The 22,338-nt window shown below is 61.7% G+C and carries 21 protein-coding genes; 12 read left to right on the top strand and 9 right to left on the bottom strand.

The annotated features are described in order from the left end of the window. Positions 1–168 precede the first annotated feature (168 nt). The gene (locus E4P82_RS05885; protein WP_169248026.1) at positions 169–912 is read right to left on the bottom strand and encodes a phosphoadenylyl-sulfate reductase; all 744 of its coding nucleotides are present in this window, start codon (positions 910–912) and stop codon (positions 169–171) included. A gap of 304 nt (positions 913–1,216) precedes the next feature. Here E4P82_RS05885 and E4P82_RS05880 point away from each other — a divergent pair, with 304 nt between their 5' ends. From E4P82_RS05880 to E4P82_RS05850, 7 genes are all read left to right on the top strand, one after another. Beyond that, a complete protein-coding gene (locus tag E4P82_RS05880) occupies positions 1,217–2,191 on the top strand; it encodes an ABC transporter substrate-binding protein (RefSeq protein WP_169248025.1) in 975 nt (324 codons plus the stop codon). A gap of 5 nt (positions 2,192–2,196) precedes the next feature. After that, entirely contained in the window at positions 2,197–4,095 is a 1,899-nt protein-coding gene (gene mnmG / locus E4P82_RS05875) for a tRNA uridine-5-carboxymethylaminomethyl(34) synthesis enzyme MnmG (protein WP_169248024.1), read from the top strand. A gap of 169 nt (positions 4,096–4,264) precedes the next feature. Then, the gene (locus E4P82_RS05870) at positions 4,265–4,588 is read left to right on the top strand and encodes a hypothetical protein (protein WP_169248023.1); all 324 of its coding nucleotides are present in this window, start codon (positions 4,265–4,267) and stop codon (positions 4,586–4,588) included. 49 nt (positions 4,589–4,637) lie between these two features. After that, entirely contained in the window at positions 4,638–5,012 is a 375-nt protein-coding gene (locus E4P82_RS05865; RefSeq protein WP_169248022.1) for a response regulator transcription factor, read from the top strand. Between the two features lie 8 nt (positions 5,013–5,020). After that, complete coding sequence (locus E4P82_RS05860; RefSeq protein WP_169248021.1) at positions 5,021–7,117, top strand: 3'-5' exonuclease; 2,097 nt, start codon at positions 5,021–5,023, stop codon at positions 7,115–7,117. A gap of 18 nt (positions 7,118–7,135) precedes the next feature. Next, positions 7,136–7,516 carry a hypothetical protein gene (locus E4P82_RS05855; protein ID WP_169247942.1) on the top strand — a complete coding sequence of 127 codons (381 nt, stop codon included), beginning with the start codon at positions 7,136–7,138 and terminating at the stop codon, positions 7,514–7,516. 1 nt (position 7,517) lies between these two features. Then, positions 7,518–10,241: a sensor histidine kinase gene (locus E4P82_RS05850; protein ID WP_169248020.1), complete on the top strand. Its 2,724-nt coding sequence runs from the start codon at positions 7,518–7,520 to the stop codon at positions 10,239–10,241. Between the two features lie 40 nt (positions 10,242–10,281). Here E4P82_RS05850 and E4P82_RS05845 read toward each other — a convergent pair whose 3' ends face one another. Then, positions 10,282–11,097 (bottom strand): IclR family transcriptional regulator, encoded by an 816-nt coding sequence (locus E4P82_RS05845; RefSeq protein ID WP_169248019.1) that lies wholly within the window; start codon positions 11,095–11,097, stop codon positions 10,282–10,284. A gap of 118 nt (positions 11,098–11,215) precedes the next feature. On the opposite strand from E4P82_RS05845, the gene thyA reads away from it, so the two are divergent. Together thyA and E4P82_RS05835 are read left to right on the top strand one after the other, a co-directional pair. After that, positions 11,216–12,010 carry a thymidylate synthase gene (gene thyA, locus E4P82_RS05840; RefSeq protein WP_169248018.1) on the top strand — a complete coding sequence of 265 codons (795 nt, stop codon included), beginning with the start codon at positions 11,216–11,218 and terminating at the stop codon, positions 12,008–12,010. 350 nt (positions 12,011–12,360) lie between these two features. After that, positions 12,361–12,504: a hypothetical protein gene (locus tag E4P82_RS05835; RefSeq protein WP_169248017.1), complete on the top strand. Its 144-nt coding sequence runs from the start codon at positions 12,361–12,363 to the stop codon at positions 12,502–12,504. Between the two features lie 48 nt (positions 12,505–12,552). Here the strand turns inward: E4P82_RS05835 and E4P82_RS05830 are convergent, their stop codons facing one another. From E4P82_RS05830 to E4P82_RS05820, 3 genes are read right to left on the bottom strand one after another with little or no spacing between them, the layout of a single operon-like run. After that, the gene (locus tag E4P82_RS05830) at positions 12,553–13,284 is read right to left on the bottom strand and encodes a M48 family metallopeptidase (RefSeq protein WP_169248016.1); all 732 of its coding nucleotides are present in this window, start codon (positions 13,282–13,284) and stop codon (positions 12,553–12,555) included. A gap of 2 nt (positions 13,285–13,286) precedes the next feature. Beyond that, positions 13,287–14,594, bottom strand: a complete 1,308-nt coding sequence (locus tag E4P82_RS05825; RefSeq protein ID WP_169248015.1) for an AmpG family muropeptide MFS transporter — start codon at positions 14,592–14,594, stop codon at positions 13,287–13,289. Next, positions 14,584–15,357, bottom strand: a complete 774-nt coding sequence (locus E4P82_RS05820; RefSeq protein ID WP_169248014.1) for an exodeoxyribonuclease III — start codon at positions 15,355–15,357, stop codon at positions 14,584–14,586. The genes E4P82_RS05825 and E4P82_RS05820 overlap by 11 nt, the downstream gene beginning before the upstream one ends. Positions 15,358–15,445: 88 nt before the next feature. On the opposite strand from E4P82_RS05820, the gene pyrE reads away from it, so the two are divergent. Then, positions 15,446–16,105, top strand: a complete 660-nt coding sequence (pyrE, locus tag E4P82_RS05815) for an orotate phosphoribosyltransferase (protein ID WP_169248013.1) — start codon at positions 15,446–15,448, stop codon at positions 16,103–16,105. Between the two features lie 22 nt (positions 16,106–16,127). Here the strand turns inward: pyrE and E4P82_RS05810 are convergent, their stop codons facing one another. The 3 genes from E4P82_RS05810 to E4P82_RS05800 form a co-directional block, all read right to left on the bottom strand. Then, on the bottom strand, positions 16,128–17,705 hold the full coding sequence (locus tag E4P82_RS05810) for an ATP-binding protein (RefSeq protein WP_169248012.1): 1,578 nt from the start codon (positions 17,703–17,705) through the stop codon (positions 16,128–16,130). Positions 17,706–17,902: 197 nt separating this feature from the next. Next, positions 17,903–18,109 (bottom strand): hypothetical protein, encoded by a 207-nt coding sequence (locus tag E4P82_RS05805; RefSeq protein ID WP_169248011.1) that lies wholly within the window; start codon positions 18,107–18,109, stop codon positions 17,903–17,905. An 82-nt stretch (positions 18,110–18,191) separates the two neighbouring features. After that, positions 18,192–19,187 (bottom strand): zinc-dependent alcohol dehydrogenase, encoded by a 996-nt coding sequence (locus E4P82_RS05800; protein ID WP_169248153.1) that lies wholly within the window; start codon positions 19,185–19,187, stop codon positions 18,192–18,194. 182 nt (positions 19,188–19,369) lie between these two features. Between E4P82_RS05800 and E4P82_RS05795 the strand changes: the two genes are divergently transcribed. Together E4P82_RS05795 and E4P82_RS05790 are read left to right on the top strand one after the other, a co-directional pair. After that, complete coding sequence (locus E4P82_RS05795) at positions 19,370–19,813, top strand: hypothetical protein (RefSeq protein ID WP_169248010.1); 444 nt, start codon at positions 19,370–19,372, stop codon at positions 19,811–19,813. A gap of 49 nt (positions 19,814–19,862) precedes the next feature. Next, entirely contained in the window at positions 19,863–20,621 is a 759-nt protein-coding gene (locus E4P82_RS05790; RefSeq protein WP_169248009.1) for a CDP-alcohol phosphatidyltransferase family protein, read from the top strand. A 4-nt stretch (positions 20,622–20,625) separates the two neighbouring features. On the opposite strand, the gene E4P82_RS05785 is transcribed toward E4P82_RS05790, so the two are convergent. After that, positions 20,626–22,269, bottom strand: coding sequence for an alkaline phosphatase family protein (locus tag E4P82_RS05785; RefSeq protein ID WP_169248008.1), 1,644 nt, complete (start codon positions 22,267–22,269; stop codon positions 20,626–20,628). Positions 22,270–22,338 lie beyond the last annotated feature (69 nt).

Raw genomic sequence — 22,338 nt, 5'->3', positions numbered from 1 at the left:
CCCGGCGAGCTCTTATGTTCGCCGATACACGGAAGGAAATGCCAGCGAGAAAGCCACGCTCAAGGCAATTTCGGCGCCGGTGGCCGAAGCGAAGCTTTTCGGCTGATCGAGTTCGGTGATCCAGTTCGCTTGACTCGTCACCCAAATACATGCGGCTGGCTTGATCCGTCAGACATGCTCGTGAAGACCGCATTCGCGCTTGAGGCCGAAGAAGCGGGTTTCTTCCTCACTCATGCCGTCCAGCAAGCGTCGGGTGGTATGGGTGTCGCCGATGGAGACATAGCCCTGATGCCATAATGGGTGATACGGCAAATTGTGCTGGCTCAGGTAGCGGTAGACATCGCGATCGGTCCAATCGATCAAGGGGTGAACCTTGCAGCGGCCGTTGCGCCATAACAGCACGTCGAGATGCTGGCGGCTCTTGGCCTGCTGCCGGCGCAGGCCGGAAATCCAGGCCGCCGCCTCCAGCTCCCTGAGCGCCCGTTGCATCGGCTCGACCTTGTTGAGCCCGTTATAGCGTTCGATCCCCTCCAAACCCTGCTCCCACAGCTTGCCATAGCGGGCTTCCTGCCAGGCCGCGCTGAGTTCGGCGCGATAGATCTGGAGATTCAACGACAACCGTTCGGACAATTCATCGATAAATTGGTAGGTTTCCGGGAACAGGTAACCGGTATCGACCAACACGACCGGAATATCGGGTTGCTGGCAGGTGACCATGTGCAGGCAGACGGCCGACTGGGCGCCAAAGCTGGAGGTCAACACGACGCGACCGGGGAAATGCTCTAGCACCCAAGCAACCCGTTGCTCGGCGGGCGCCACGGCCAGTTCGCGATTCATTTCCGCTAGATCGAACCACGGGTGCGCGACCGTTCCCTGAACATGAACGTTCGCCTGCTCCTGTGCCTGATTCATCGCGTGTTTCCTTGTTCGTTCCGACGAAAGATGGGGGAAGCGGTTGCTCGCATGCCCGACTTTTCATCGATAAATTAGCAACAAACTCCATAAATCCAAAAGGAATTAATATCTATATATTTATTTCCTTTTCTTATGATGAGTGGCGATGGCGATCGCGCCACAGCAAAGATTCCCCGTACCCGACCGCATACCTTGACCGCCTTACAAAACAAGTTGAAGAATGACCGGTCCGCGCCGTGGCCGTATCTTGTAAGCCTTCCGAAATGCTGGAATCGATCGATGACTGGATGGGATGAATGACATGTCGAAAGCTGTTCGCGCCTTGCTGTTATTGCTTGGATTGACCGTTCTCGCGCTGGCCGCCCGCGCCGAGGACCCGCCCAGCGCCGCCAAGAACAAGCTCACCGTGATGCTCGATCAGTTCGTGAATCCCGACCATGCCGCACTGGTGGTGGCACTGGAAAAAGGTTTTTTCACCGCTCAAAATCTGGAGGTCGAACTACAAACTCCGATCGACCCCAACGACCCGTCCAAAATGGTCGCTACCAACAAGGCGGATCTGGCGGTGAGTTCCCAACCGCAGTTGCACATCCACGTCAACGCCGGCCTGCCGCTCAAGCGCATCGGCACGCTGGTGGCCACGCCGCTGAACGCGCTGGTCGTGTTGCAAAAGGGTCCGATCAAAACCCTGGCCGACCTCAAGGGCCGCAAGCTCGGCTATTCGGCAACGGGATTCGAGAAAGCACTGCTCAAGGCCTTGCTGGCGCAAGCCAACCTCCAACCGGAGGAGGTGACCTTGGTCGATGTCGGCGCCTCGCCGTCGTCGGCGCTGCTGTCGGGACAGGTGGATGCGGCGATCGGCGTGTTCCGCAATGTCATATTGAACCAAATGGACTTGGCCAAAAAGCCGGGCCGGATCTTCTATCCGGAGGAAGAGGGTGTCCCTCCCTACGACGAACGGGTGCTGGTGGCGGCGCGCGACCGTCTCAACGATCCTCGGTTGCGGCGTTTTCTAACCGCGCTGGAGCAGGCGACGCTCTACATCGTCAATCACCCGGACGACGCTTGGAACGCATTCATCGCCAACCACAAGGACTTGGACAACGAATTGAATCGACGCATCTGGCGCGATACCGTGCCGCGCCTGGCGCGTCGGCCGGCGGCGCTGGACGAAGTCCGTTACAAGCGCTTTGCTCACTTTCTCGCCAAGGACGGCGCGATCACCGTGGCATTGCCGGTGTCCAATTACGCGGTGCAATTGCCCTTGCCGGAGTGACCGCCATGCATTACCCCGAACCCTTCGACGTCATCGTGATCGGCGGCGGTCACGCCGGTACCGAGGCGTGCCTGGCTGCGGCGCGCATGGGGCTGCGTACCTTGTTGCTGACCCACACCATTGAAACCGTGGGCGCGATGAGCTGCAACCCGGCCATCGGCGGCATCGGCAAAGGCCATCTGGTCCGGGAGATCGACGCTCTCGGCGGCATCATGGCCCGCGCCGCCGACCGGGCCGGCATTCAGTTCCGCATCCTCAACAGCCGCAAGGGGCCGGCGGTGCGCGCCACCCGCTGCCAAGCCGACCGGGCGCTGTACCGGGCGGCGGTGCGAACCTTGATCGAGAACCAGTCGAACCTGCATGTATTCCAGCAGGCCGCCGCCGACCTGACGCTCGAAGGCGATCGGGTGACCGGCGTGGTGACGCAAACCGGCATCCGCTTCGCCGCCGGCGCGGTGGTGCTGACCGCCGGCACCTTTCTGGCCGGGCGCATCCACGTCGGACTGACCCACTACGAAGGCGGCCGCGCCGGCGATCCGCCGGCCAACGCCCTGGCGGCGCGGCTGCGCGAACTGCCGTTGCGGGTCAGTCGGCTCAAGACCGGGACCCCGCCGCGCCTGGATGGACGAAGCATCGATTTTTCGCAATTGACCGAGCAGCCGGGCGATGAGCCCTGTCCGGTGTTTTCCCATCTCGGCTCGGTGGACGAACACCCGCCGCAGATCTCGTGCTGGATCACCCAGACCAACCCGCGCACCCACGACATCATCCGTGGCGGCCTGGATCGCTCGCCGATGTACACCGGCGTGATCGAAGGGGTCGGGCCGCGTTACTGTCCGTCGATCGAAGACAAGATCCACCGCTTCGCCGACAAGGATTCACACCAGATCTTCCTGGAGCCGGAAGGCTTGCAGACCCACGAAGTCTATCCCAACGGCATTTCCACCAGCCTGCCGTTCGATATCCAGCATGCCCTGGTCCGCTCGATCCGAGGACTGGAACACGTCCACCTCACCCGACCCGGCTACGCCATCGAGTACGATTTCTTCGACCCGCGCGATCTCGACTATTCGTTGCAGACTCGCGCCATTCAAGGCTTGTTCTTCGCCGGCCAGATCAACGGCACCACCGGTTACGAGGAAGCCGCCGCGCAGGGATTGCTCGCCGGCCTCAACGCCGGCCTGTTCGTGCGCGGCGAAACGCCGTGGTGGCCGAATCGCGACGAAGCCTACCTGGGCGTGCTGATCGACGATCTGATCACTCGCGGCGCCAGCGAACCGTACCGGATGTTCACCAGCCGCGCCGAACACCGTCTACTGCTGCGCGAGGACAACGCCGATCTACGCCTGACCGCGACTGGCCGCCGCTTGGGCTTGGTGGACGACGAGCGTTGGCGGGCCTTCGAAAGCAAACGCGAAGCGATCGAACGGGAAAGTCAGCGGCTACGCGAGTGCTGGGTACGACCGGGCCAGTTGATCGAAACCGATGCCGAATGGCTGCTGGGCGGACCGCTGGCTCGGGAAAGCCGCGCCGCCGAACTGTTGCGCCGACCCGAAGTCACCTATGAAAAGCTGATGCGTCTGCCCGGTATCGGTCCCGGCGAGTCCGATCCTCAAGTCGCCGAGCAGGTGGAGATCCAAGCCAAATACGCCGGTTATATCGAGCGGCAACGCGAGGAGATCGAACGCCAGCGCCGCCAGGAGCACCTGAGCTTGCCACCGACGCTCGATTACGCCGAGGTGCGCGGCCTGTCGCGGGAGGTGCGGGAGAAACTGGAGCGCCATCGGCCTCACACCTTGGGCCAGGCTGGCCGGATTCCGGGCATGACCCCCGCCGCCATTTCCCTGCTGCTGGTGCATCTTAAGCGTGGCCGGCCCGCCAAAACAGCCCTCGGCGACGGCTGAGGCATCGCCCTCGCCCGGCGGGACCCCGTGGAAAGTTGCACGCGCCCCGCACGATCGGAAGACCGAGGACGCTATTCCTGCTATTCTTTTTCAGAATTCGGCGGTTTGACCCCATACCTTAGCCTCCGGCGGTGAGGCCCGCAATCCCGATGCATGAGGAAGCCTTTCGATGAAAGTCAATGTCAGCGTTGAAGCCACCGCTCAGGAAATGCGCGAGTTTCTGGGTCTGCCCAACGTGCAACCCCTACACGACGAGATGATGAAGGTCCTGCGCGACAACGTGCAGCGTGGCGTGATCAACTTCGAGTCCCTCGGCCTGCTAAAACCGCTGTTGCCCGCCCAGTTCCACTCGATGGAAATAGTGCAGAAATTCTGGGAAGCGGTTGCCAAGGCCAGCGCCATTCCAAGCAAGGACGGACCCGACAAGAAGAGCGACCCGTCGCCGGAGACCCGAGAGAGCGGCACGGCGCGCGGCGGTTCGGAAAAGTCATGAATTTGGCGATGACGAGCTGAAAAAATCCTGGTTGCTCAGGGGAGCGGATATGGCGAACAAGATTTTGGTGGTGGACGATGAGCCAAACATCGTCCTCTCTTTGGAATTCCTGATGAAACAGGCAGGGTTCCAGGTACGAACCGCCGCGGATGGCGAGGCCGCGCTAGCCGCCATCGCCGCCGAGCAACCCGACCTGGTGTTGCTCGATGTGATGATGCCGCGCAAAAATGGCTATGAAGTCTGCCAGGCCATTCGCGCCAATCCTGACTGGCAGAGCGTTCGCATCATCATGCTGACCGCCAAGGGCCGCGAGGTCGAACGGGAAAAAGGGCTGGCACTCGGCGCGGACGACTACATCACCAAGCCCTTCTCGACCCAGGAAGTGGTGGAACGCGTTCGCGAGTTGCTGGCGGAAGCAGGCTAAGCATCATCATGCGCTATCGGACCAAGCTCTGGCTGTTGTGGCTGGTTCCGGTCATCCTGACGCTGGCCTCCTTGACTTGGCTGGGCTGGAAAATTCATCAAGTCGTGCCGGATCCCAGTCAGCGCGACCAGACCCTGCTGTGGTTGATGCTGGCCGTCTTCGCCATTGTCGGCGTGATCACGACGGTTTGGGCGATGCTTGACTGGTATTGCTTCATTCCCCTCGGCGCCCTGGCCCGCGGCGCCCGGATCATCGCCCGTAGCAATCCCGGCTATGTGCTGGAACTGCCGCGCCAACATTGGTTGGGCTTTTTTCCGAGCATGCTGCTGGAACTGGGCGAGGCGCTGCACAAGGCCCGGCGCGAGGTCGCCGCCGCCACCGCCATCGGCACTCAGGAAATCGAAGAACAAAAAGCCCGGCTGGAAACCGTGCTACGGGAATTGTCCGAAGGCGTGCTGGTCTGCGACGGCGAGGCGCGCATCCTGCTCTACAATCCGGCGGCGGTGAAACTGCTGCCCAACCGCGAGGCGCTGGGACTGGGCCGGTCGCTGTACGACCTCTGGACCCGCGCGCCGCTCGAAAGCACCCTGCAACTGCTGCGCTTTCGCCAACAGAACAGCAGCGACGGCAAGCCGCCCGGCGACGCCGAATTCGTGTGCGCCACCGTCAACGACGAGACCTTGTTCCACTGCCGGATGAGCCTGCTGCCGGGCGCCGGCGATCGGGGCGCCGCCTTCGTCATCACCTTCCGCGACATCACCCAGCAGATGGACCGCTCGCTGCTCAAGACCCGCACCGAGGACCTGCGCCAGCCACTGGCCAACCTGCGAGCGGCGGCGGAAAATGTCATGAATTTCGGCGACATGACCACGGTGCAACGCGAAGCCTTCCAACGGGTGATCGTCGAGGAGAGCGAACGCCTCAGCCAGCGGCTACAGGAATTGACCCTGGAAGTGCGCAACCTGTACGCCAGCCGCTGGCCGATGAACGATGTCTATTCCGCCGATCTGATCGGCGCCGTCGTCCATCATCTGGAACAGCGCGCCGGCCCGCGAGCGAAGATGGTGGGCATGCCGCTCTGGCTGAACGTGGACAACCAATCGATCATGCTGCTGCTCGAACATCTACTCGAACAGTTGCGCGCCCACGAGCTCGGCGATAATTTCGAGATCGAATGTCTGCTGGGCAACCGCCGCGTCTATCTGGACATCATCTGGCCGGGTCAGCCGGTGCCCACCGATCGACTGGAAGAGTGGCTGAGCGAGCACGTTCAGGATCTGGTGGGTGAAACCACGGTCGGCGAAGTGCTGCGGCGACACAACAGCGACCTGTGGAGCCAGTCCCACCGCCGGGCCGGCCACGCCCTACTGCGGATGCCGCTGCCGGCGTCCTCGCGCCAGTGGCGGGAACCGGCCGAAGCCCTGCCGGACCGGCCGGAGTTCTACGATTTCTCCCTGGCCGAAAATCTGGAGGAATGGGGCGACTTGGTCAATTATCCGCTGGCGGCCTTGACCTACGTGGTCTTCGACACCGAAACCACCGGGCTGTCGCCCTCCAAGGGCGACGAGATCATCCAGATTGCCGGGGTGCGCATCGTCAACCGCCGGGTGCTGGCGGGCGAACACTTCGACCAGTTGGTCAATCCCGGCCGGACGATTCCCAAGGCCTCCATCCGCTTCCACGGCATCACCGACGACATGATCGCGGACAAGCCCGGCATCGAGGTCGTGCTGCCCCAGTTCCGCTCCTTCGTCGGTGACGACCGCACCGTGCTGGTGGCGCACAACGCCGCCTTCGACATGCGGTTCCTCAAACTGAAGGAACGGAAAACCGGCGTGCGCTTCGGCAACCCGGTGCTGGACACTTTGCTGCTGTCCGGCTACCTGCACGATTACACCGACGATCACAATCTGGACGCCATCGCCGACCGGCTGGGGGTGGACATACACGACCGTCATACCGCGCTGGGCGATTCGCTGGTGACCGCCCAGGTGTTTCTCAAACTGCTCGATCTCCTGGAAGCGCAGGGCGTCCAAACCCTGGGCCAAGCGCTGGAAGCCTCCGACAAGATGGTGGAGATCCGCAAGACCCAGGCGAATTTTTAACAGTCACCGGGGACGGGCATGGGACGCGAAACCGCCATCCTCCAACGCCCGCCTCCAACCCCCAGAACCCTGAAACCCTGTCCCCTTACCATGCGACAACAATCCAGGGAACACATCGTGATCCTGTTCGTCGGCGGAGTGCTGGCACTCAACTATCCGCTGTTGGATCTGTTCGATCGAGCGTGGGCGCCGTTCGGCATTCCGCTGTTGTATTGCTATCTGTATCTGGCGTGGCTGATCATCATCGTCCTGCTGATCGTGGTGGTGGAACATTCGGAAATCCGCGAACCGGGCGAACCGCCCAAGCCCCTATCCGCCCCGCCGAAAGACACGCCGTCGTCGAATGCCGCCGCTCATGCGCGGGATTCCGGTGGCGGCGAAATGAAGGGGCCACCCTGATATGCTGGGCGACGGAATCATCATCGCCAGTGCGCTGGCCTATATGGGCATCCTGTTCGGGGTCGCCTACTACGGCGACCAGCGCGCCGACGCCGGCCGTTCGATCATCGCCAACCCCTACATCTACACCCTGTCCTTGGCGATTTACTGCACGGCCTGGACTTTCTACGGCAGCGTCGGCCTAGCGGCCACCAGCGGCGTGGATTTTCTGCCGGTTTATCTGGGTCCCACCCTGATGGCGGTGCTGTTCTGGTTCGTGCTGCGGCGCATCGTGCGCATCACCAAAGTCCATCGCATCACTTCCATCGCCGATTTCATCGGCTCCCGCTATGGCAAGAGCGGTCTGCTGGCCGGCATGGTGACGGTGATCGTCATACTCGGCATCCTGCCGTACATCTCCATCCAGTTGAAAGCCATCGCCGCCAGCTTCAGCCTGTTGCGCCAATATCCGGAAGTCACCCGGCTGGCCGCCTCGGCCCAGCATCCGGCCTGGATGGATACCACGCTGTACGTGGCACTGGTGCTGATCGTGTTCAGCATCCTGTTCGGCACCCGGCATATCGACAACACCGAACGCCACGAGGGAATGGTGGCAGCGGTGGCGTTCGAATCCTTGCTGAAACTGTTGGCCTTCATGCTGGTCGGCGTGGTGGTGACTTTCGTCATCTTCAGCGGCCCCGGCGATCTGTTCCAGCAAGCGGCGGCGCAACCGGATTTGGCGGCGTTGCTGCGCTTCGAGGTGGTGCCGGGCGGCTACGGCGGCTGGCTGTCGCTGACTTTTCTATCGATGATGGCGTTTCTGTTCCTGCCCCGGCAGTTCCAGGTGCTGGTGGTGGAAAACGTCAACGAAGCGCACATCCGCAAGGCAATCTGGCTGTTTCCGCTCTATCTGTTCGCCATCAATCTGTTCGTGCTGCCGATCGCCCTGGGGGGACGACTGATTTTCAACCATGGTGGCGTGGACGCCGACACCTTCGTGCTGGCGCTGCCGATGGCCGAACACATGCCGACCCTGGCGCTGCTGGTGTTTCTCGGCGGGCTGTCGGCCGCCGCCAGCATGATCATGTTCGAAACGGTCACCCTGTCCACCATGGTCTGCAACGATCTGGTGATGCCGATCCTGCTGCGCGCCAATCCCCGCTGGCTGGCCGGCCGCACCGATCTATCCGGCTTGCTGCTCGGCATCCGCCGCGTCGGCATTGCCGTGATCATCCTGCTCGGCTACCTGTATTTCCGCTTTATCGGCGAGAGCTATGCGCTGGTCGCCAGCGGGCTGGTGTCCTTCGCCGCCGCCGCCCAGTTCGCGCCGCCGATTCTGATCGGCTTGTACTGGAAGCGCGCCAACCGGCTGGGGGCGCTCATCGGGTTGAGCGGTGGTTTTCTGATCTGGGCCTACACCCTGCTGTTGCCTTCCATGGCCCGCTCCGGCTGGATCGATATCGGCTTCATCGAGGCCGGACCGTTCGGCATTGAGCTGCTCAAGCCTTATGCGCTATTTGGCCTCGAAGGCTTGGATCAGTACATGCATTCGGTATTCTGGAGCATGCTGGTCAACATCGGCGGGCTGGTGTTCGGCTCGCTGCTGAGCCGGCCGGACCCGCTCGAACAGGTCCAAGGCAGCCAGTTCGTCGACGTGTTCAAGCGCGAGCGCCACGACGGCGACGCCCTGTTGTGGCGAGGCGTGGTGGAAACCGCCGAGCTGTACGATCTGCTGGCCCGCTTCCTGGGTCCCGCGCGCGCCAGCGAAGTCTTCGACCGTTACGCCCGCGATCGCGGCGGCTATCCGCTGCAAGCGGATTCCCGGCTGATTCACTACACCGAACGCTTGCTGGCCGGTGCGATCGGCGCGGCGTCGGCCCGGGTGATGATCTCTTCGATCGTCATGGGCGAGGTGCTCAGCATCGAGGAGGTGATGACCATCCTCGACGAAAGCACCCAGGTCATCGAATACAGCCGCCGGCTGGAACAGCAATCGCGGGAGTTGGAAGCGGCCTCGGCCGAACTGCGGGAAGCCAACAACCGGCTGCGGGAACTCGACCGGCTGAAAGACGAGTTCATTTCCACCGTCACCCACGAACTGCGCACGCCGCTGACCTCGATTCGCGCCTTCTCGGAGATCCTGCTGGCGAACCCCGGCATGGAGGTGGAACAGCGCAGCAAATTCCTCAGCATCATCGTCAAGGAGAGCGAGCGCCTGACCCGCTTGATCAACCAGGTGCTGGACATGGCCAAAATCGATTCCGGCCGAATCGACTGGTCCATCGGCGAAGTCGATCTACGTGGCCTGATCCATGACGCCATCAACTCCACCAGCCAACTGTTCAACGACAAGGGCGCCACCCTGCACGAGGACCTGGGTGATGGGGAAGTCATCATCGCCGGCGATCATGACCGGCTCACCCAGGTATTGATCAACCTGCTGTCGAACGCCGTCAAGTTCTGTCCGGAACAAGGTGGCGAGGTCGCCATCCGTCTACGGGCGGTGGCGGACCGCTGGCGCATCGAAGTGATCGATAACGGTCCCGGCATCGCGCGCGACCAGCACAAGCTGATTTTCGAGAAATTCCACCAAGTTAACGACGCGCACGCCGGCAAGCCGAAAGGCACCGGCCTGGGGTTGCCGATCAGCCAGAAGATCGTCGAGCATCACGGCGGCCATATCTGGGTGGAAAGCGAGCTCGGCCAAGGCACGACGTTTATCGTGGAATTGCCGGGGCAGGCGTAAAGCGAAACAAGGCAAGCGCGGTCCGGCCGCGGCGGTTGCCTCAACCCAGCGAGCTGGCCTGGAACAGCGTTTGCCCGGCTTCGATGCAGGCGACGGGCGGCGGGCAATGACCCAAGCGGGCGGAAATTTCGGCGGCGGCTTGCAGGACCCAGGGAATCCAGGCATCCCGACGACGCTCGATGGGCGCGGACACCGACAGCCCCGCCACCAAACGGCCGCTGGCGTCGCGGATCGGCGTGCCGATGCAACCGACCCCCAGCTCGGCCTCCTGGTCGTCCAGCGCAAAACCCTGATGGGAGATGTCACGCACCGATTGGCACAGCCGATCCGGATCGGCGATGGAGTAGGGGGTACGGGCCGGTAGCCCGGTGCGCTCGATGTAATCGCGACAGGCCTCGACACCGTCGTCAGCCAGGAAAAGCTTGCCGGCGGCGGTGACATGCAGCGGCGCCCGGCCGCCGATGACCTGTTCGACCCGCATGATTCGCGGCGTGGTCACCCGTTCCACGTAAACCACCTCGTCGCCCTCGCGCACGCTCAAATTGACGGCCTCGCCGGTCCGATCGCGTAACCGTTCCATGACCGAGCGAGCTTCGCGGCGCAGGTCGAGCTGACCGCGCACCCGGTTGCCCAACCGCAACAGCTTGGCTCCCAGCCAGTAGTGACCGGCCGTGCTGCGCTCGACGAAGCCATGCTCGATCAGGGACGCCAGAATGCGGAACGCAGTCGAGGGATGCAAGCCGGTGGCGTCGGCCAGTGCCTTGAGATTGAGCGGTCCGTCATGAGCGGCCAAGCTGTCCAGCAATCTGGATACTCGGGCAATTACTTGAATCGAAGAGGTCGCTTTGGCGGCCATTTGTTATCCTGATATGTGCTAACTCATTCATACAACATGAAATTGAGTCTACTATATTGCATTGCACAATAAATTTCCATCCTTTTAGCGTGGGATCGGACCTGGGGGCACGCCGACGATGAGAACCTACCTCGACTTATTGCAACGCGTATTGGGCGAGGGAACGCGCAAGCAGGACCGTACCGGCGTCGGCACCTTGAGCCTCTTCGGTGCGCAACTGCGCTTCGATTTGCGGGCCGGGTTTCCGCTGGTGACCACCAAGAAGCTGCATCTGCGCTCGATCGTGCATGAATTGCTATGGTTCTTGCGCGGCGACACTCACCTGCGCTACCTGCACGAACAGGGCGTGACCATCTGGGATGAATGGGCCGATACCAACGGTGATTTGGGACCCATTTACGGCCAGCAGTGGCGAAGCTGGGAAGCGACTGACGGCCGTCGCATCGACCAGCTCGCCAACGCCGTCGAGCTGTTGCGGCGCGACCCGGATTCCCGACGGATCGTGGTATCGGCGTGGAACGTCGGCGAGCTGGAGCGAATGCGGTTGTTACCCTGCCATGTGCTGTTCCAGTTCTACGTGGCCGATGGCGAGCTGTCCTGCCAGCTTTACCAGCGCAGCGCCGATCTGTTTCTCGGAGTCCCGTTCAACATCGCCAGCTATGCCTTGCTGACCCATCTGGTCGCTCAACAGACCGATCTGGCGGTGGGCGAGTTCATCTGGACCGGCGGCGACTGCCATCTGTATCTGAACCACCTGGAGCAGGCTCGCACGCAGCTCGACCGTGAACCGCATCCGCCGCCACAACTGGCGATCCGACGCCGGCCGAAAACCTTGTTCGAGTACCGTTACGAGGATTTCGAGATCATCGGCTACCAAGCGCACCCGGCCATCCGGGCTCCGGTGGCGATTTAACCAGTTGCCCCCCGTCGTGCGGCCAAGACACCGAATATGCGTGTGGCGGCACGACTTTCCATAATCTCAACCGGCTTGACGGACTACCTAAATTGTGTTGCGATGCACAATCATAAGGTTTGGCGTGGGGGTTTTCGACATGAACATCAACGAGGTCATCGAGCGGAATCAAGCGGTGGGTTTGCTAGCATGGCAGTGCATGCTACGCGCGAGCGGGTTGATGAGCCTTGGCGCCATCAGTTCGGCGCGCAAGGCGATGGATACCTATCTGTTGTGTTTGCGGCACGGTACGGAGTATGCCGAACAAGCTCGGCTGACCGATCCCCCCCGAGAAGCTAGTGGTGGTTTACGTGGACGCCCTCAGCGATTTCGTCGAGAAGTCCTGGCAGGATTTTCGCAACCATCTGCAAATCCTGCTGCTCACTCAGGACGAGGTGTTGATCTGGGTGGCCCGGATCGACAGGACGCTGGACGAACGGGGTAGGAAGCAATAACGGACCGGCGTTCACGGCTTCGCCGCCGCCCGATCATGTGGCCATGGGTTACAACACCCAGGCCGGTAGATATGCCCGCGCATTGCGGAGCGCCGCGCTGATCTCCCGGGCCCGCGGTTCGAAGCGCTGGACCAGATCCCAGAACCGGGGAGAGTGGTTCAGTTCGACGGTGTGGCACAACTCGTGGACCAATACGTAGCGCACCCACTCGCGCGGCAGAAACAATAGCTTGTAGTTCAAGTTGATGCCACCCCTGGCCGAACAACTGCCCCAGCGGGTCCGCTGCCCCTTGATGGAAACGCCGCCATACTGTAGCCCGGTTTCGCCGGACATTCGCTCCAGCCACGGCGTCAGCGTGTCCCGTCCCCGGCGAGCCAGCCAGCGGTGCAGGGCAACGTGACAGGCCGCCACATTCTCCACCTGGTCAGCGACGACAATCCGACCGGGGCCAGCGGTGCAGGCGCCGCCCGTCTTGACCGACAGGGTCCGATACTCGACTCGCCAGATTTCCGCTAGTGCCAGCAGTCTGAACTCCCGAGGGGGTGTAAGGGTAGCCGGCGGTGGGTTGGCCGCCTCGAACAGCTCAAGATGATGGAGCACCCAATCCCGCTTGCCGTCGATGATCACGCCCAAGCGGGACCGATCAAAGCCGCGCGGGATAGTCACCACCAGACCACCCAGCGCGCTCAGCCGGAATCGAATGGCATGGCCGCGCGGCGACACGGTGACACGGTAGGGAATCCGCCGTCCGTCGGCCAGTTCGAGCACCGCGACGGCCATGTTCAATCCTTGCCGGTTCCCGACACCGCCGGCGCCGGTTCCGCAACCATCGCTTCCCGCGCCGGTTCCATCCATGTCCGAAATCGGGTCAGCAGCCACAAGCCGGGCACGGTGGCCACCATGCAGAACAGGAAGAAACCTTCCCAGCCCAACCACTCGGCCAGATAGCCGGTCGGCGTGTTGACGATCACTCGCGGAATGCCCATCAGGCTGCTGAGCAGCGCGTACTGGGTAGCGGTGAATTTTCGGTTGGTGAGGGTGGCCATGAAGGCCACGTAGGCGGTGGTCGCCATGCCGCTGAACAGATTTTCGCTGGCGATGGCCAGCGCCAGACCGGGCAAACTGTGTCCCAACCGGGCCAGGATGACGAAACCCAGTAGTCCAATCGCTTGCAGCACCCCAAACATCCACAACGCGCGGTACAAACCTAGCCGCAGGATCAGCACGCCGCCCATCAGACCGCCGATCACCGTTGCCCAGAAACCGAACAACTTGACGACGGTGCCAATCTCGCTTTTGCTGAAACCAAGATCCAGATAAAAAGGCGTGGTCATCTGGCTGGCCATCATCTCGCCGACCTTGTAAAGCAGCACGAACAGCAGAATCAAACCGGCGTCCTGGCGCGAGAAATATTCCACGAACGGCTGCACCACCGCCTCGCGTAGAGTGCGGGGCGTCCCGGTCGCCACCTGCGGTTCGACACAGAACAGGGTGGTGATCAGACCGGGCAGCATCGCCGCCGCCATCACCCCGTACACGGCGGAAAAGGGAATGAGATCGGCGAGGATCAAGCCGCCGCCGGAAGAAATCAGCAAACCCACCCGGTAACCGTTGACGTAGAGCGAAGCACCCAGGCCCTGTTCGTCGTCGGACAGCGACTCGCGTCGATAAGCATCGATCACGATGTCCTGTGAGGCGGAGAAAAACGAGACCAGGAACGCCGCCAGCGTGACCAGCGACAGACTCCGCGTCGGATCGGTCAACCCCAATCCGGCAATTGCCGCGATCAGTGTGGTCTGAATCAGTAGCAGCCAACCGCGTCGCCGGCCCATGCCGGCGATGGGTGCAAAACGATCCAATAGCGGCGCCCACAGAAATTTCAGGGTGTAGGGCAGGCCGACCAGGGCGAACAGGCCGATGGTGCCGAGATCAACGCCGGCCTCGGTCAACCAGGCTTGCAGCACCGAACCGGTGGCTAGCAGCAGCGGCAGGCCGGAGGAAAAACCCATCAACAGCGCCGTCAGCATCCGGCCGCTGAGGAAAACGCGCAGGATGTCCCGAGCGGAGCGGTGGATGGCATCAGAAGACATAATCGTAATCCAGGGTCAGGGGCGCGTGATCGGAAAAGCGCTGCTCACGGTAGATGGCGGCGGCGCGCGCCTGCTTCGCCAAACCGGGGGTGACCACCTGATAATCGATCCGCCAACCGACATTCTTGTCCCAGGCCCGGCCGCGATTGGACCACCAGGTGTATTGATCGGGATTTGGATTCACCGCCCTGAAAGCGTCCACCCAGCCCAGCGGTCCGAACAGCTCATCTAGCCAGGCTCGTTCCTCGGGCAGAAAGCCGGAATGGTCGCGATTGGCACGCCAGTTTTTCAGATCGATTTCCCTATGCGCGATGTTCCAGTCGCCGCACAAGATGAAGTCACGACTACTGGCGCGCATCGCCCGCAGCGGTTCCGCCAGTCGGGCCATGAAATCGAATTTCACCTGCTGTCGTTCCGGCTTGGCGGAGCCGGAGGGCAGGTACAGCGACACCACGCTGAGCGGACCGAAGCGCGCCTCCAGCCAGCGGCCCTCGTGGTCGCATTCCGGCCAGCCCAGCCCGGTTCGCACCTCGTCCGGCTGGCGACGCGCGTACAACGCCACGCCACTGTAACCTTTGCGTTCGGCGTCGTGATAATGGCAATGGTAGCCGACCGGACGATAGACCTCGGGCGACAACTGATGCTCCTGGGCCTTGGTTTCCTGAATGCAGACCACATCGGCGTTCTGTTCGGCCAGCCAGGCGAAAAAGCCCTTGCTGGCGGCGGAACGGATGCCGTTGGCGTTGAAGGTGATGACACGCATGGTCGGGAACAAGTCTCCGGCGGTCGATGGATCGTGAAGCGCGCTATGATACCGGCATTCGTCTTTCTCACAGCCGGAATCTCGAACCATGCGGGACTATCAACGGGAATTTCTCGATTTCGCCATCGGCCGGGGCGTGCTGCGCTTCGGCGAGTTCACCCTCAAATCCGGGCGCGTCAGCCCGTACTTCTTCAACGCCGGACTGTTCGACAGCGGCGCGGCCCTGGCTCGCTTGGGCCGCTGTTACGCCGCCGCGATCCTGGCCGCCGGACTGGAATTCGATACCCTGTTCGGGCCAGCCTACAAAGGCATTCCACTGGTGGCGACGGTCGCCGTGGCCCTGGCCGAACAACACGGCCGTGATGTTCCCTGGTGCTTCAATCGCAAGGAAGCCAAGGACCACGGCGAGGGTGGGGCGATCGTCGGCGCGCCGCTCACGGGCCGGGTGCTGATCGTGGACGATGTCATCACCGCCGGCACCGCCATTCGCGAGACGATGGCCATTCTGGCCGCGCATGGCGCGACGCCCGCCGGCGTACTGATCGCCCTGGATCGGCGGGAGCGTGGGCAGGGCGAGCTGTCGGCGGTGCAGGAAGTGGAACGTGCCCACGGCATCACCGTAACCAGCATCGTCGCCCTGGACGACGTAGTGACCTACCTGGCGGAGCGACCCGAGTATGCGGTGCACCTGGAGGCGATGTGGGCTTATCGGGGGCGGTATGGGGTTGATGCCACGCCTGCGGTTTGATCTGATCAACGACGCGAATGAATCAGGCTCGTGATTTGGCGGCGCCGTCCGGGTCGATGCCGCTGTCCTGAAGCGCAACAGCCACAATTCGCGCAGCCGATTCTAAATCTCCGCCCGCCGCTAAGTTCCGTGCCAGGTAGAGCATTGCGCTCGCACGGGCTTCAGGGTCTTTAAGTTTTACAACTCGATCGAGCGCAGCGGCGAATTCTGCTCGGGCACTCAATATGTCTCCACTTTTCGCAAGGTTGCGGGCAATGGCGCTTTGGGTATCAGCTTGGTGGCGGTCGCACTCCAAGCGGGAACCAATTTTCTTGGATTGGCTGGCAATCTGTTCCAGCAATGTTCTAGCAACAGTGTTGTCACCTGCTTCGGCGCGATATTTGGCAATGATACACTGTGTAGTCATCCGCATTTTAGAATCCGCGATGGTGACGATCGCAGCCGTAACTTGGGCGAATAAATCTTCAGCTTGCTGGAACTGACCGCTGTCAGTTAGATCACGGGCGATGGCGCCCAAGGTTATCGCGCGAGCGACAGAGTCGTTGAGAATACGAGCGCTGTCAACGGCCCGATTGAAATAGCTGCCAGCGGTGGCGGGAGCTGAGCCCTGCAAGGTGCGGGCGATATTGGCGAATGCTTGGGCACGCTCGCTAGGTGCGACGATGGTGTTGGCCAAATTCATCGCTTGATACCATTCGGATTGTGCAAGGGAAAGTGCTTGCCGCTGGTGGTGCTGATAGGCGATAGTCGCTAGGATCTCAGTACGGTTGCGGCTGACGGCATCCGGTAAAATAGCAGTGGGATTGTCGTGTTTGATTTTCTCGAGCAATTCACTGGCGCGTTCGAGACTCTGGCCGGCGGCAGACAGGTCACCAGTTTCAGCCTGGTAGCGCGCCAAGTCGATCAACAGTTGCGAGTTGCTGATTTTAGCTGCGATTGCAGAAGGCTTGGCAGTCTTCGAGGGGACGGACAGGGCCAGAGCAACTTTATCGAGATCGAGCAGATGCACCGTGATGGTCGTCCCGGTTCCGGGCACTGAAGTGGTGGTACTTCCAGTCTTGGTGGCGTTTAAAGCGGCTCCCGTATCCACATTAGCAATAGTGGAGTCGCTTGTCGCCATGGGGGGAACATTCTCCTCCTGCTGGTTGACGGTTTTTTTGGTTTCTTCCCGTTGTGATAATGTCTCAGCAAGGGTGGAACCAGCATTGTCGCTGTTAGCTTGCATCGACTGTGCAGGCGCACCTTCGACTTTGAACACAGCATTGGGCGAAGGAGCGATTTGAATTTTAAATCCAGCGGGATGGTCGGCTGTGGCATTAGAGGCGTCGGGAATTCCCAGTTGCCACACCAACAGGCCAACTCCAATCACGGCGACGGTCGTACTACCAAGAATCGGTATTAGAATTCGAGGCTTGAAAAGTTGCTTGATTTTGTAGCGCAGATCGATATTCAGTTCTTTTTTCGGCTTGGCGCCGAGCTTGGTCGAGCATCTCCTGCTGAAGTTTTTCCCGTTGCTTTTCGACCCATTCTCTACCTTTTTTAGCTTGCTCGGTTTTTTCCCGATCCAGCATTGACCGCAGGCGCTGACGCTCTGCTTCAAGAGCTATCTTGTATTCGTTAACACCCTGGTAATTACGACCGACCACACCACAACGCTCGCAAATGTCGGAGCCATCGGGGGTAGGGGGCTGTTTGTGGCCACAGGCTGGGCATCGATAGGGCGGTGTATTTTCTTCCATGGTGTCGATGGGCATCAACGTGAGCTGCATTGGATCAAGGCGACACGCCAGACCGCCATCACTCAACTTTTTTTAACAGGTTGCTGGCACGTTCCTGGGGGAGATTTTCAGCGAGTACCACCGGTTGTTGAGTCAAAATGCGCTGGAGTGATTTTTCGATCTCAGCCGAATTGCCTTTGATCCATTCCCGAAAGCGAGCTTGGACGATTTGATGATCTTGACCAGGTTGTATCCCGGTAACAGTTAGCTTGAAGGTCGATTCCATGAGCAGGGGCACCCTGAAGTATGAATTGTTGAGCGCGCTGGCTATACGATATATAACTTATTGATTTATATTAATATATAATTCAATTACTATCAAGGTAAACGATCCGCTGGCACAGCACACCCGCCGGGTTCTGGCTCAATTCCGCCAGCACTTGCGGCAGCTCGGTGAACGCACGTTCACCGCTGATAAGATAGTCCAACATCGGATCGTCCAATAGATCCATCGCTGTGGACAAGCGTCGCCGATGATCCCAACGCCCGCGCTGCGCGGTAGCCACCGCGCCAACCTGGGAACTCTGGATACGCAAGCGCTTGGCATGGAAATCCTCGCCCAGCGGCAGACTGACCGGCCGCGCGCCGAACCAGCTCGCTTCCACCACCGTTGCCTCGAACCCGGCCAAGCTCAACGCCACCGCCAATCCGGCGGGCGCGCCGCTGGCGTGAATCACCACATCCTGTTCGGCCGCCGCCTGATCCGGGGTAGCGAAGCGCACCCCGAGTGATGCCGCGACCGTCGCCTTGCCCGCGTCCACGTCCAGCAGTTGCACCGCGCAGCCCGGCAAGCGTCCGGCCAACCGGGCGATCAGACAGCCGACCGTGCCGGCGCCGATCACCGTGATCCGATCGCCCAAGCGGGGCGCGGCGTCCCAGAGCACGTTGAGCGCCGTTTCCAGATTGGCGGCCAGCACCGCCCGACCAGGCGGAACGTGCTCCGGTACCGGCGTCATCGCCGCCGCTGGAACCACGTAGCGATCCTGATGCGGGTAGAGACAAAACACGATCCGATCCCGCAATGCCGCCGGGCCGGCCTCGACCACCCCGACGTTGCAGTAGCCATACTTCACTGGCGCGGGAAAGTCGCCCTGTTGGAATGGCGCGCGCATGGCTCGATGCTGGCTGGGCGGCACCTCGCCACGAAAGACCAGGCTTTCGGTACCGCGACTGATGCCGGTATAGAGCGTGCGCACCCGCACTTCGCCCGGACCGGGAGGCGGCAGGAATTCATCGAGAATTTTGCCGTGGCCGGGCGTTGTTACCCAGAAGGCACGCGCCACGAGGGCTTGATCGACTTGCATGAGCTTGGAAGAAAGGAGGATGGGTGGATGCAAGCGCTCCAACTTGAAACCCATGGTGGGGATCGCATTTTCGCCAAGAGCTAGTGTAGCGCCGTTTCGAGCAGCATGGCGTTTTCACGAGGATTGGCCTTAAATAACCATGATGAAAGATTCAATGTGCGTAACCCATTGAGGAAGCTATTATGGCAACCGCCCCGACAACGGTGCCCGCCTTGCTGCACGAATTGAGCTCTCCGCTGACCGTGTTGATCAGCACCGGCGATCTGCTGCGCGATAAAGTGCCCGACACGATAGAGCCCTTCGTTCGCCGCTTGGGTGACACGAGCCATCGATTTGGGCGGGAGGTGGTGGAGCTGCGCGCCAGCCTGGAGGAGAAAATCGACCTGCGATCATCCGCCAAGGCAGCGGCGCAAATCCGGCAATTGGCGGCGGACTGGCGATGTTATCAAGCAGAGTTGTCCGATTTGGTCGTTGCGATTCAGGCGGCGCGGGTCAAATTGGAAGATCCGCTGTTGGATCGGATTCTGAACCAGAACCTGCCGAACGGTCTGAGCGGACTCACCCGAAACATTGACCGCCTGGAAGCCATCCGGCCCGAAGATCTGGCCCTTCCGGAACAGGGATAAGCGCACGGTTGGGAGCTACCGCTTTTTCACGATGCGGCGATGGCCCGTCATGACCGATACCGCCGAATCTCCGCTCCAGCCGCTGCTGGTCAGCACCTTGCGCAGCCTCATCCCGGCGCTGTTATTGGTGACGGGGTTGGCGCTGCTCGCCGCCGGCACGCTTCGTCTCCCCAACGGTTATATCGTCCAGTGTCTCGCCGTGTTCGCTGGACTACTGCTCGCCCTGAGCCCATTTTTACCCCAACATTTGCCGCTCGTCATTTTCGGCGCGGCCAACCAAGTCACCTTGTCGCGCGCCGGCATGGCGGCGCTGGCGGCAGGCCTGATCGGCCAGCCCGAGATGACGCCGGCCCAGAGCTGGTTCGTCGCTGCGCTGGCCGGGTTCGTTCTGGCGCTCGATGGCATCGATGGCTGGCTGGCGCGGCGCAATGGCCTGCAAAGTTCCTTCGGTGCCCGCTTCGACATGGAAGTGGACGCTTTTTTCATTTTGATTCTGGCTGTTCTGGTCTTCCAATCGGGCAAGGCCGGCGCCTGGGTACTGCTATCGGGTTTCCTGCGCTACGGTTTCGTCGCGCTGGGCTACGCCCTACCTTGGCTGAATCGGCCACTACCGCCACGCAAGCGTCGACAGACCGTCTGCGTGCTCCAGACCGCCGTGCTGGCGCTGTGCCTCGCGCCGCCACTGATTCCGCCCTGGGCAACGGTGCTGGCCGCCGCCGCGCTGGGGTTGCTGATGCTCTCGTTTGCGGTGGACGTCCGTTGGCTTTGGCGAGCCCGTCGCTCCACCCCGCGGGAGAACGCCCGATGAAGCATCATCGAATTTGGGGCGCGGTGGCAGTGAGCGGCGTTGGTTGTGGCGCGTTTGGCCGCCGGCTATCCAGCGTCCGCAGCAGCAGCGGTCCCAGCATCTCGATGCCACCCAGCGCGGCCGGACCCGGCATAATGCCTGGCTGAAACCCCGCCTGCTCGAACGCTTCGATCAGCGCCGGGTCGCGCGAGAACAGATGAACCGGCACCTGCCAGGGAATATCCCGACCCCCAACCACCGCCGGTGGCTGATGATCGCCCAACACCAGCAGCAACGCGTTCGCCAGTGCGTACCGGCGCAGATAGCCTCCCAGCACCGCCAGGTTGTAGCGGACGCTTTGCAGGTAAGCCGAGGCCAGCTCGCGGCCATCCAGCCGCTGGTTCAGTTCCACCGCTTCCGCAACCACCGCAGCGGTGGGCGGTGCGTCGAAAACGCTCCAGTCCGGTCGATAGGGCGGTAGCGGCGCGAACGGCGCATGGCTGTTGATGGTCGGGTAAAACACCAACAGCGGTGCCCGACCCGAGGGCGCCACTTCGGCTTGGTGAATGTGGTACAGGCTGTATTGATCGGGAATGACCCACCAGCCGTAAGCGGGACCGGGGTACTGCAAGCCCTCGGCGTTGTAAATCCGATCGAAGCGATAGAATTGCCCTTCCGGCCAGGCATACTTGAGGCCGGGCATCACCGAGATCGTGCGATAACCAACGGTGGCCAAGCGACTGGTGAGCGTGGCCCGATCGGAGGCCAGCAAATCCTGGTAGTCCCCCTGATCGGCGATGCGCAACCCGGACAACAGACTGGAATGCGCCAGCCAGGACGATCCGCCGAAGGTGCTGGATTCCACCCGCGCCGAGACCACTCGCCAACCGAAAGCCGCCAGCGAGTGCTCGAAAGTGGCAAAATCGCCGGCGAGCGGGACGGCGAAACAGGGATCGTCGAACACCAACGCGCCGTAGGACTCGAAAAAGATCACGAACAGATCGCCCCCGCCCAGGCGGCCCAGATCCGACACGGGCAGTGGCGGCTGAGCGGCGATCCGACCATGATCCCTGAACACCGTGGCGTCCAGTATCAGCTTGGCTTGCTCGACCAACATCCCGGTCACCGGCAGCGCAAACCAATGTTCCGTCGGCGAGCGCGGGCTCAAGCGGCCGGCGCCATACATCATCAGCAGCACCAGCGTCAGTGCGCCGATCCCGCGACGGCCCACCGGCCGCGCCAGCGTGGCCATGATCGTGCTGAAGGCCCAGCGCAGCACGGCGGCCAGGGCAAATAACAGCGCCAACAGCGCCAACAGCGCCAGCAGCCATTGCCAACCGGCCACGTTGTCCATAAACATGGCGACTATCCGAGGCAGATGCTGGCTGTCCCAGTACAGATTGATGGATCGCCCCATCAGCGCCGGCACGGTAACATCCAGATAACGCCCCAATACCAGCACCAGGAGGCACCCGAACAGGACATTTCGCGTCGCTCGCCCCGGCACGCCCCGCCAAGCGGCGAGCAACGCCAGCGCCAACAGCAGGACCGCCAGTTCCAGGGACAGCTCCGGTACCCAGCGCACACCGATCGTGGGCCAGCGGTTCTGAAAGGTCAGCGCCGAGTTCAACAGCAGCAGCGCGAGGCATATTCTTGGCAAGTTCGGCATCAACGATTCCTAAACCGTCAAACAAGACCGCCCGTCGCGATCTCCAACGCGAATGGCGCGGAACGACCA

The sequence above is a fragment of the Candidatus Competibacter phosphatis genome, from assembly GCF_012939995.1.
GTDB lineage: Bacteria > Pseudomonadota > Gammaproteobacteria > Competibacterales > Competibacteraceae > Competibacter > Competibacter phosphatis.
The sequence above is the reverse complement of the archived record's forward strand: the minus strand, read 5'-3'. Positions and strand labels throughout refer to the sequence as shown.